The organism is [Phormidium] sp. LEGE 05292 (genome assembly GCF_015207735.1).
Taxonomy (GTDB): domain Bacteria; phylum Cyanobacteriota; class Cyanobacteriia; order Cyanobacteriales; family Aerosakkonemataceae; genus Floridanema.
This window is the reverse complement of the sequence record NZ_JADEWG010000187.1, coordinates 1-10,927: the sequence shown is the minus strand read 5'-3', so window position 1 is coordinate 10,927 and position 10,927 is coordinate 1. Positions and strand designations below refer to the sequence as shown.

Below are 10,927 nucleotides of genomic sequence, written 5' to 3'. Positions count from 1 at the left end.
CCCATCCCCCCATCTCCCCATCAGCCTAAATATTCAATTTAAATGCGTAGCAGTTTATCTCCCCTGCTCCCCTGCTGCCTCAATAAGTAATTTAGATGGGTGACAGCTTAACTGGCTGTTGCTTGTGCTGTTTGATCGCTGGTTTCTTCAAATTTAATAACATCTTGGCGCGGATCGACGTAGCTGACGCGAACATCTAATCGATCGCCCAAATCTACTGATCGCCTAAAGCCCATCGGCAACTCTAAACCCAAATCTTCCAACAAAATCAAACCCAACCTGTCATCTTCCCTTAACCAACGCAGCAACAAAGCTTGCCAAACTTGGCCAGGATTACGCCGCAAATATTCCAACGCCCAATAACGATGAGTTTGCCGTTCCACCAAACTAGCTTCTTGCGTCACCATCGACACACTCATCATCACTTCTCTCAACTCATCTGCGGAAAATGGCAACGGATCGCCCCGCAAATGCGCTTTAATTTGGAAATGAGCCAACAAATCGCTATAACGGCGAATCGGAGAAGTTACCTGACTGTAGGTATTCAAACCCAAACTAGCGTGACGGGCAGGAGTAATGCTAATCTCACTGCGAGGCATACAACGCCGCATCGCACAAGCACGGGCAGGCCCAGCCGGAAGCAACAGTAACTCTTCTTCTGAAGGTAATTCTGGTTGTGGCTGACTGCGGAAAGGCAAAGCTAAACCATGTTCTTGACCATAACGGGCGGCTACTTCCCCGGTCAAAATCATCATTTCCGCGACCATTACACGGGATTGCGAGTCTTCCAAAACTTGAATATGGATCTCGTCATCTTCCACCTTAATCAGTCCTTCCGGCAAATTAATCGTAATTGCCCCTTGAGACTGTCGCCAAGCTTGTCTAATTTGGGCGGCTTTTGCGATCGCAGTTAATTCCGGTTCCGCTGGAACTGCCAGATCCAGCATCTCATCTACATCTTCGTAAGTGAGACGATAAGTAGGCTTAATAATCGTCGGATGAATACTGTACTCTTGCACTCCGCCAGTTTCATCCAAAATTACCCCAAAACTCAGAGCGTTACAAATTTTCCCCTGCACCAAACTCATTGGCCCAGTTGCCAACTCAGTCGGGAACATGGGAATCATCCCTGTGGGCAAATATAACGTAGTGCTGCGCCGTCGCGCTTCCAGGTCTAACTCATCTCCTGGCATTACCCAGCGACTAGGGTCAGCAATATGAATCCACAAACGTTCCCTACCGTCGGGAAGTCTTTCCCAACTTAAACCATCATCAATTTCCTTGGTGCTCTCGTCATCAATGGTATAAACCTTAAGATGAGTGAGATCCAAGCGATCGCTATCTGGGTCTGGGGGTGGAGTATCAATACGCAGCTGAGCCACTTCTAGCACCTTATTTGAAAAGTGAACTGGAATCTGACTGCGCCGGAGAAATAGGTTTTCATGGTAACTCCACAATCCCAATTTCACCAACAAATCAAAAGCCGCTTGTGGGTTTGTTGGTAATTCTAGAGCAGCCAAAGTTTCTTGGGCTAAAGAGCGCCCAGTAGCTTCCTCTCCTAGTATGACGTACCTTTCTAACGCATCGATACGATTACGATACCTAGTTTCGGAAAATGCTTCGCGGACGCTATTGTATGATTCTAATGCTCTGCCAGCAATTACTTGTTGGACAAGAGTCAAAAATTCTTCTGATTCTCGTTTGCGTTGTTCAGCTACTTCTATTTGGTGTTTGATTTCTCCGACCAAAGTTGCTGAACGTGGTTCGTAGCGATCGTTCTTTTGCTTAAAATAAATCTTATCTTCCGACAGGAGGTAATATGCTGCATAACACTGCGCCTGTGTTTGTTCAGAAAACAGCAACATTGCCATCCCTGGAATATTTACACTTTCTCCAGTTTCTGACAAAATTTCCCAAGCCACTTCTAAACTCGTTGGGTCGAGATAGGTTTCTACCTCTTTACGAAACTGAGGAATTTCTTTCGGCTGGTATGTTTCACCGTTAACTTCGTAAGTGATTTGTCGGGGATGAATATTGTAAGATTGACCGCGATCGTCAACTACAATCCAGTTAGTTTTGCCATCTGGACGTTCCGCAACAGCTAAACGCCGTTCTCCATGTAATCTAAATTCAACCAGCCTTCCCTTTTCCACAATTGCAAAAATCCCCAGACTGCAAATATTGGGAGTTTTGAGTTTTGAGTTTCCGCTTTTGATTGAGAAAACTCATCACTCATCACTCAATCTATATTCGGTTTAACCTTCTTGGTTAATAAATGGCAATAGTGCCAGAATCCTGGCTCGCTTGATTGCAATAGTCAAATCTCTTTGCTGCTTGGCAGTCAAACCAGTAATCCGGCGTGGCAAAATTTTACCGCGCTCGGTGATAAACTTACGGAGCAAATCCACATCTTTATAATCAATGGGTTCGCTAGGCTTAATCGGAGATAGGCGACGACGAAAATATGTCATGGTCAATTTTCCTTGGCAATATGTCCTTGGGTCATTGGTCGCTAGTTATAGGTAACTATGACTAATGACTATTTGATTTCTTTGTGAACGGTATGTTTGTTACAGTGGGGGCAGAACTTTTTCAGCTCTAGCCTCGCCGTCGTATTACGACGGTTTTTTGCTGTTGTGTACCGAGAAACACCGGGCGATCGCTTTTCCGGGTTAGTGCGACATTCGGTGCATTCCAATGTCACAATGATGCGAACACCTTTAGCCATAATTTTACAAACTCTAAAGTCTGGGCAGAATTAAACACAAATATCTATCATTTCATATTTCGGGTAAGTTCAGCAACTAAACGCTTCACTTTTTAATCCCATGCTATCAGTTCAACAAGCAGAACAAATTATCCTCACTTCCATCCAACCCCTCGATCCTCAGAGGAATACAGAGATTGTATACCTTTTGGCGGCCTCCGGGCGGATTCTGGCTCAAGAAATCACCAGTCAGCTAGACTTTCCCCATTGGGATAATTCAGCGATGGATGGTTATGCCGTCCGTCACGCAGATGTAGCCGAATCTAATGCCGAAAATCCGGCAACTTTAGAGATAATAGAAGAAATTCCGGCGGGAAAAGCCCCGCAAAAAACAATTCAACCCGGACAAGCGGCGCGAATATTTACAGGTGCAATGATGCCAGCAGGGGCGGATACTGTAGTTATGCAGGAAGTAACACAGCGATCGGGAAATTCTGTCACAATCCTAAATGCACCTGCACCTCAATCTTTCGTTCGCCACAAAGGTTCTTTTTCCCCAGCAGGAACACCTTTGCTTTCTCCTGGGATTAGCATAGGCGCAACCGAAATTGCTGTCCTCGCTTCCGCCCAATGTACCCAAATTCCAGTTTATCGCCGTCCGGTTGTGGCAATCCTTTCCACAGGCGACGAACTGGTAACACCCGATCGACCTTTAAAACCCGGTCAGTTGGTAGACTCAAATCAATATGCTTTGGCAACTTTGGTGAGACAAACTGGTGCAATACCCCAAATGTTGGGGATTATTCCAGACGATCCACAACAGCTACAAAATGCGATTTCTCAAGCTTTAGAATTTGCTGATATGGTAATTTCTTCAGGCGGTGTTTCGGTTGGAGAATATGATTTCGTAGATCAAATTCTCTCTTCTTTAGGTGGAGAAATTCAGATTCGCGCCATTGCTGTTAAACCGGGAAAACCCCTGACTTTTGCTACTTTTAGTTCTTCCAGTCGCCAAGCACCGATTATTTATTTTGGTTTGCCAGGAAATCCGGTTTCATCCTTAGTAACCTTTTGGCGATTTGTGCAACCAGCAATCAAAAAACTTTCAGGAATTTCTGATTTTTGGCAACCAATGTTTGTGCAAGCTAAAACTCAGCATAGTTTGAAATCTGATGGTAAAAGGGAGTCTTATTTTTGGGGTAAATTACATTTAGTAAATGGAGAATATGAATTTACTCTGGCTGGTGGTAGCCAGAGTTCAGGAAATTTGATTAATTTGGCACAAACTAATGGTTTAGCAGTTTTACCAGTGGGAAAAACTTTGATAAATGCTAGAGATTTGGTGCAGGTTTTACAAGTAAGATAGTTTTTCTTTTTGGTCAGGTAACGACTGAAGTCGTTACAACGGACTTTGGAGTTCTGGGGATTGTTCGGGTTCTTTGTTTGCTTGGATGAATTCTGCGATCGCATCTTTCACCAAAGGCCCACAATCATTTCTAGTATAATAAGTGCAACCCCTTTCAACGTATGCTGTTGCCGCTTCCAGTGCCTCCTTGATATATTGATTGCTAGCATCATCAATTGCTTCACTAAGTTTCTTGCCAGTAAACTGATTAATTCGCCGATCTTTCCTGACTAATTCGCGAGTATCTTTATAAGTTTCTTTCTCTTTAGCTTTGAATCTTTCATTTAATTCAAACTCAAGCCTTAAATAACGTTTTGAGGACGCTCCTCCCATAATTTGCCGACAAATTGTACTGGAAATTTCAGCATTAGGTCCCATAAATACATCAACAATTTTTTGCGCCCAATCTAAAGGTTTCCACTCTTTTGCTTCTTCATAAAAATATGGTTCTCCATCGCGCCCAGTACTAACAGAAAGGACAGAAATATCCTCTAATTCGAGATTTTCAAGTTTATATTCTTGCTTGATTTCTAGCGGCACATCTGGGTTTTGACTAATCCTTAAAGCTAAACTAATCGCTGCTAAAGATGGATTATTGGCAGAGACTCCCCCATCAATGTGGGGAAAAGACCAGTTGCCAAATTTTTCCGTATTGTAGGGTTTTAATTCATAAGGAGGGAAGTAAGTCGGTGCTGAAGATGAGCTAACACAAATTTCCCAAATTGGGGTATCGTCGTACCATCGCGCCCCAATATCAGGATGACAATTAGTGAAAAAAGTAGCGTTCCGATAAAGCAAATCATAAGCGAGAATTAAAATCATCGGCTTTTCAATTTCGCTGATTTTTCCGAGACCTAATTCTGATTTTAAAACCCGAATTAATCCTTCATGAGTATATTTAGAAGGCCAAAAGAAATCAGCAATATCCTGTAAACCTGGTGGCAAAGGTCGAGGCGGAAAAATCATTATCCCTTTATTTTTATAGAGATTAACTAGCTCTTGACAGGTTTTTCCGTTAGCAATTGCTGCGGTTAATATTGATCCGGTAGAAGTTCCGGCGATCAGATCGAAATATTTGTGTAAAGGTTTACCTTCTTTTTCGAGAACTTGTCTCTCTACTTCTTGAAGAATGCGAGCCGAAATAATTCCCCGCATTCCACCACCATCTAAGCTGAGAATTTTAAAAGTCACGGTGATTTCCTCCGAAAATTTTCTATTAAATTGTACTAGCTGATGTTGATTTACGCAGCCTCAACTGAGGACATATCATGTTCTACAACAAAGACATTGGCGTAAAGATTTGCCAAAACTTGTTTACCTTCCTGGGTTAATTCCAAATATCTGAGTCCTTCATCAATATAGGGATAAACCACATTCCAGTAGAACTTGGCATAATTTTGTCGTAAATCTCCGGGATGACGATAGCCGAGACTTTTGTTTGTACCTATTTCTTCAAATTCGTAGTAAAGTGCGCCAATTTTTTTCAAATATCTGGGGTCGCTTAATTGACCAATCAAATCTGCGGCACGAACTAAACCTGGACAATTTCCCTTATCTTGATGGTCTTCATCTTTAGGTACTGGGAAACGAGTTAATTCCATATTCAGTTGTATTTTTGGAGCATCAATTAGTTTGTGATAGCCAAAGCGTTCTTGAATAAATTGTTTACCTCGGTCTACGTGATAAGGGGCTAAACTGGCATCCGAAGAGCCAGGACTTAGTTTGATCATTTCGTTGTTGATTCCAGTGGCGTATAAGTTATCTAAAGGTCTATCTTGACGACAAACGCCTTTAACATAGCCGATGTCATGGCACAACAAAGAAATGATGCAATGCAGCCAATCTTCGCAGGATATTCCACCTTCGCGGATGTGCTTACCCCGCATGATTTCTTGCCCTACGAGAGTGACTAAAATTGTGTGTTCGACGTTGTGGTACAGGGCATCGCTGTTGGCTATGTTTTCTAATGCCATATTTCCCGCCCAAGCGATGATATCGGCGTAGTCTGGTTTCCAGCCTCCATAAGTCCGTCGATAACCTTCGCGTAGTTCTTGGACGAAGCGATCGATAATTAATTGAGTAGCATCAAACATGATCAATCTTTTCTACTTGCGAGACACGACAGGCACTAGGGCGATTTGGGCAATGGTTAGCTGCTTCGCTCTAGACTATGTGAATATAATGAGCGGTTTTCCTGTTGTGCAGGGTGACAGTAGGCGTTTGTGGTTGTGACTTGAGTCTCAATGATCTGAAATGAAGACTGGTTATAGGTTCAAGAGTTCTTGTTTGGTGTGTTTAGTGCGAAATAATTAGTTTTTCAGTCAAGAGTCGATCGCAATTTGTCCCAGACGTTTGAGAATCTTTTAAAACTAGGTGTGACCGCATCTGACAAAGAAACCCAGTTTTTTGGAAAAACCGGGTTTCTGGAGTAATTCACGATTCTGGTTGCGGTTGAAAAGTTCCTTTGATTAAATCCAAAACGACTTGAATTGTACAAGCTATTCCCAATAAAACCATTAACATTACTGGTGAAAGTTGCGATCCTGCGATGGCGATCGCTAAAATCAATGCGGCAGAACCTACTCGATAGGCGGCTAAAATTTTTCGTTTTCTAACTGTGCCTAAAGAGCAAGTAATGAGATGAATAATTGCTAGGGAAACTAGGCAGATAATCAGAGAAATACAAATTAACCATCTGTCTCCACTGGGTAATATTGTGGCTTTTTTTGCGGACACAATAATATGTTCTACTCCTACACCAGTACCAGCAATTCCAATGGCTAAAGGGAGATGGAAATATAGCCAAAGTAAACCTTTTCCCACGTTTCCATTACCCATTGCCCGTAGGGGAGAACCATCTACACTATCAAAATAAATCCACCACAAACAAAAGGCGATTAAAATTCCTAGTAAGGCGACGGCGGCGGATGCTATACCCCATTCTAGTTGGGAGACTCCTTTAACTACGGCTATTACTGCTTCGCCTAAAACGATGATGGTAAATAATCCTAAACGTTCGGGAATATGGGAAAAATTTGGGGGAATTTGGGCGACTAATTTTCCGGCGGTTAGGGGTGTACAAAAATCAACAAGTAATGCTATTACCCACAGTGTAATTCGTAAATAAATTGGAACAAAACCTGAGATTAACCAGATAATGGCAGCGATCGCAAAACCTGTGGCGTACCAGTAAGTTAACTTTCGCGCTACGGGAATAAAATATCCGGCGCAAAGATATTGAAAGATTAAAATACTTCTAACGGCTACGTAGGAAAGGGCAAAGGCGGCGGAGTTTTCTCCTAGTCCGTCATGGACGTTGATAGCTAAGATGGCGATCGCTACCATTTGCAGTAATGTTAGCAGTCGATGGGGAATATTTTCCGTATCAAATCTCGTGGCGTAATATGTTGCACCTACCCAAGACCACCAAATTGGCACGAACATTATTACGTAGCTGAGAAAGCCGGAAATGGTGATATGATCGTGTAGATAATGGGCGACTTCGGCGATCGCAGCTACAAAGATTAAATCGTAAAATAGTTCTAGCCAACTAGCACGTCTTTCTTTCTCTCGATCTTCACTCAGTAAATATGGTGGTTGCCATAAGCTTTTCGACATTTTTCGCTCTCCATGCTTTCCCAAAACAATTTTAGTCAGTAAAGTTGCGAAATCTTTGTTATGAGGATATCACTTTGGGAGAGGTATTTTTATTTATTCATTTCTCAATAGAGGTTTTCTGCTGTTGATTCATGGGAATTTCAATTAAAAATTCTGTACCTTGTCCTAATTCTGATTCACAACTTAGCATACCACCATGCTTTTCTACGATAATTTGATAACTAATAGATAAACCCAAACCTGTACCTTTACCTACTGGTTTAGTGGTAAAAAATGGGTCGAAAAGTCGCTTTTTTGCTTCAGGAGTTATACCTACACCATTATCCGCAATTTTGATTAAAACGCGCTGGGGATTTTCTTTTGTTCCTTCTCCAATAACTGCGGTACAAATTTTAATAATACTGGGATTAATTTCAATTTCTTCGCCTGAACGCTGTTCGTTGTAACTATCTAAGGCATCGATCGCATTAGTGATAATATTCATAAATACTTGATTTAGTTGTCCTGCATAGCATTCAATTTTGGGCAATTTACCATATTCTTTAATCACTTCAATAGCGGGATGATTGGGTTTATCTTTTAAGCGATTTTGTAAAATTAATAATGTGTTATCTATGCCTTCATGAATATCGACTGCTTTCATTTCTGCTTCATCGAAGCGCGAGAAGTTGCGGAGACTTAATACAATTTGCCTGATCCGTTCTGCGCCGATTTTCATAGAAGATAACATTTTTGGTAAGTCTTCAATTAAAAAATCTATTTCAGTAGTTTCATAATAATCGTGAATTTCTGATGCTGGATTGGGATAATAACGCTGATAGAGACGCAGCAGTTCTAGTAACTCTTGAATGTAGCCGTCGGTATGAGATAAATTTCCATAAATAAAGTTGACAGGGTTATTAATTTCATGGGCTAATCCAGCAACTAATTGACCCAGACTAGACATTTTTTCGGTTTGAATAAGTTGAGTTTGAGTTTTTTGCAATTCTTGTAATGTTTGCTTTAATTGCTTAGCTTTTTCCCGCTCTCTCGTAGCTAGTTGATGTATAGCTGCTTCGGCTTGTTTGCGCTGAGTAATGTCATTGTTGATTTCCAACATAGCGATCGCATTTCCCCAATTATCTCTTTGTAAAGTCCAACGACTTTCCACAGTAATTTTTGTCCCATTGCGCTTAGTGTGAATTAACTCACCTTCCCAATATCCTTTTTCAAAAAATTCGCGAAAAAGTTCTTCACGAGATGTGGGAAAAACAGTTTGTAATAATATATGTGTATACTCATTAATACACTCAGATTTGTTCCAACCGTATAGTCTTTCTGCGCCTTGATTCCAAAATTTAATTCTGTTTTCTAAGTCACGAATAATAATGCTATCACTAGCTAAATCCAACATTTCCATATTTTGCTCTAAACTTTGTAGAGCTTCTCGAAGTTGTTTAGCTTGTGTTGTGCGTTCATAAACTAATTTTTCCACTTCTGAAGTATGACGTAATGAAGTTAGTAAATAAGCAGTAACAAGCGCAGTTAAAAGTAAACCACTAAACAGCGTTACCCAGGCTCTCCAAAAAGCTTGAATACCTATATACTCTGCTTGGGGAATCAGCAAAAGTGACCATTGGCGATCGGCAACATTAAGGTTACGAGTACAGAAATTGTCATTACAAAAATACCCGGTATTGATTTTTTCTGGAAATTTGCGATTAATATCAGTTATTATTTGTTTATTACTTGATTCATAAAAAGACAAAAAACTCTCCTCCTGAGAAGCAGAACTATCCAACAAATAAAAGTCCATATAATTTAACTGCACTCCTGCTAAAGCCGCTTTAACAATATCAGAAATTTCAAATACTGCTATAGTAACTCCTTGAAAATTCTGACGATGAGATTTTAAACTATTCAGAGTAGCATCCGATCTATAAATAGGTTGAAACGTTAAAAAGCCAAGTTGTTTTGTAGTAAAAAATTTGATTCGGTCTGTAGCCGCCATTTTGCCTGTATCTCTGGCTTTTTCTAAAGGAATACGACGGGAAGATTCGGAATTTAAATCATAACCTAAAGCTCCAACTTGGCTTTGTCGAGATTCTATATAAGTTACAGGAAAATATTCAGGGCGCTCTTTGGCTCTAACCATTTGACCGGAAGCTCCACGTTCTATAATTTCAAAGGTAGGATAACCTTCGGCTCGAATTGCTTGCTCGTAACTTTGTCGCTCTGCTGCTGATACCCGACGAGACCAACTAAAAGCCAAAATACCTGGATATCTAGTCATAAAATATTGAACAAAAGTGGAAAATTCTTGGCGATCGACTTTTTCTGTTGCTGCATAGAAGCTACGAGTAGCACGGAGCATTCCTAAGTTAGTATCGATACTTTGTTGCAGCGCAGTGGCTAACCTATCTCCTTGGTTTTTGAATTCAGCACGGAGAGTTTCTTTTTCCCATTTTGCTACAGAGAGAGCGGCAACAATTGAGAGGAGAGTACCGACAGCTAAGATTAACCATGCAGGAGTGTAGCGGCGCTTTTTTGGTGAATTCATATTGATGAGTTTATTGTTTAATAAATACTATTTTCTATGAATATTTACTTATATGTAATCAGTAAGATTGCTATTCTATACCAAAGGTATATACTAAGGAGTAAATACTTAATGAAAATAAGCTGATTAAAACTAATATTAAAATCTATGAGAGCCTGAATAATTTAACCACTGTAGATTAGCAATGTGCCAAGATGGGAAAAGTATTTACTCAGTTCGCTACTAGATGACTTCAACTGATCCCTTGTTAAATTCAACACTGCAACGCCTGCGTGATGTACGACAAACTCTGTTGCGTCTTCACAAGGCACTACTCGATTCGGAACGAGTTGAGTATGAACAGTTCCACGGACGCATTAAGTCAAACAACGAGTTTTTTCGATTGGTGATTGGCGATGAGTGGTTTAGCTGGCTGCGTCCTATCTCTCAATTTATTGTTCAGATTGATGAGTTTTTGGCTTCTAAGGAACCTGTGACTTTGAATGAAGCTAATCAACTTTTAGAAGAAGCACGAGTTCTGATCCAACCATGTTCTGAAGGAACTTTGTTGGAAAAGCAATATTATCGTGCTATTCAACGCGACCCTGACATTGCTTTTATGAGTGCGGAAATGACAAAAATGTTGGCACATTAGTCTAGGGGATGGGGAGATGGGGAG

Annotated in this window: 9 protein-coding genes; 2 read left to right on the top strand and 7 right to left on the bottom strand. The window is 40.9% G+C overall.

What is annotated here, in order from left to right:
- Positions 1 to 107 precede the first annotated feature (107 nt).
- The 3 genes from IQ264_RS28765 to rpmG form a co-directional block, all read right to left on the bottom strand.
- Positions 108 to 2,153 carry a ribonuclease catalytic domain-containing protein gene (locus IQ264_RS28765; protein ID WP_193985465.1) on the bottom strand — a complete coding sequence of 682 codons (2,046 nt, stop codon included), beginning with the start codon at positions 2,151 to 2,153 and terminating at the stop codon, positions 108 to 110.
- A 102-nt stretch (positions 2,154 to 2,255) separates the two neighbouring features.
- A complete protein-coding gene (gene rpsR / locus IQ264_RS28760) occupies positions 2,256 to 2,471 on the bottom strand; it encodes a 30S ribosomal protein S18 (protein ID WP_073594967.1) in 216 nt (71 codons plus the stop codon).
- Between the two features lie 68 nt (positions 2,472 to 2,539).
- The gene (gene rpmG, locus IQ264_RS28755; protein ID WP_073594966.1) at positions 2,540 to 2,728 is read right to left on the bottom strand and encodes a 50S ribosomal protein L33; all 189 of its coding nucleotides are present in this window, start codon (positions 2,726 to 2,728) and stop codon (positions 2,540 to 2,542) included.
- Positions 2,729 to 2,828: 100 nt separating this feature from the next.
- Between rpmG and glp the strand changes: the two genes are divergently transcribed.
- On the top strand, positions 2,829 to 4,073 hold the full coding sequence (gene glp / locus IQ264_RS28750) for a gephyrin-like molybdotransferase Glp (protein WP_193985463.1): 1,245 nt from the start codon (positions 2,829 to 2,831) through the stop codon (positions 4,071 to 4,073).
- Between the two features lie 33 nt (positions 4,074 to 4,106).
- Here glp and IQ264_RS28745 read toward each other — a convergent pair whose 3' ends face one another.
- From IQ264_RS28745 to IQ264_RS33560, 4 genes are all read right to left on the bottom strand, one after another.
- Positions 4,107 to 5,303 (bottom strand): patatin-like phospholipase family protein, encoded by a 1,197-nt coding sequence (locus IQ264_RS28745; RefSeq protein ID WP_193985461.1) that lies wholly within the window; start codon positions 5,301 to 5,303, stop codon positions 4,107 to 4,109.
- 50 nt (positions 5,304 to 5,353) lie between these two features.
- Entirely contained in the window at positions 5,354 to 6,205 is an 852-nt protein-coding gene (locus tag IQ264_RS28740; RefSeq protein ID WP_193985459.1) for an Npun_R2479 family HD domain-containing metalloprotein, read from the bottom strand.
- Between the two features lie 340 nt (positions 6,206 to 6,545).
- The gene (locus IQ264_RS28735; RefSeq protein ID WP_193985457.1) at positions 6,546 to 7,730 is read right to left on the bottom strand and encodes a low temperature requirement protein A; all 1,185 of its coding nucleotides are present in this window, start codon (positions 7,728 to 7,730) and stop codon (positions 6,546 to 6,548) included.
- 97 nt (positions 7,731 to 7,827) lie between these two features.
- Positions 7,828 to 10,269 (bottom strand): CHASE domain-containing protein, encoded by a 2,442-nt coding sequence (locus IQ264_RS33560; protein WP_193985454.1) that lies wholly within the window; start codon positions 10,267 to 10,269, stop codon positions 7,828 to 7,830.
- Between the two features lie 226 nt (positions 10,270 to 10,495).
- Here IQ264_RS33560 and IQ264_RS28725 point away from each other — a divergent pair, with 226 nt between their 5' ends.
- Positions 10,496 to 10,903, top strand: coding sequence for a hypothetical protein (locus IQ264_RS28725; protein ID WP_193985452.1), 408 nt, complete (start codon positions 10,496 to 10,498; stop codon positions 10,901 to 10,903).
- Positions 10,904 to 10,927: the final 24 nt, after the last annotated feature.

What these genes read in the sequence shown, in the direction of transcription:
- rpsR (WP_073594967.1), bottom strand. Translation starts at nt 2,471, where the DNA reads ATGACATATTTTCGTCGTCGCCTATCTCCGATTAAGCCTAGCGAACCC.
- rpmG (WP_073594966.1), bottom strand. Translation starts at nt 2,728, where the DNA reads ATGGCTAAAGGTGTTCGCATCATTGTGACATTGGAATGCACCGAATGT.
- glp (WP_193985463.1), top strand. Translation starts at nt 2,829, where the DNA reads ATGCTATCAGTTCAACAAGCAGAACAAATTATCCTCACTTCCATCCAA.
- IQ264_RS28740 (WP_193985459.1), bottom strand. Translation starts at nt 6,205, where the DNA reads ATGTTTGATGCTACTCAATTAATTATCGATCGCTTCGTCCAAGAACTA.
- IQ264_RS28735 (WP_193985457.1), bottom strand. Translation starts at nt 7,730, where the DNA reads ATGTCGAAAAGCTTATGGCAACCACCATATTTACTGAGTGAAGATCGA.
- IQ264_RS33560 (WP_193985454.1), bottom strand. Translation starts at nt 10,269, where the DNA reads ATGAATTCACCAAAAAAGCGCCGCTACACTCCTGCATGGTTAATCTTA.
- IQ264_RS28725 (WP_193985452.1), top strand. Translation starts at nt 10,496, where the DNA reads ATGACTTCAACTGATCCCTTGTTAAATTCAACACTGCAACGCCTGCGT.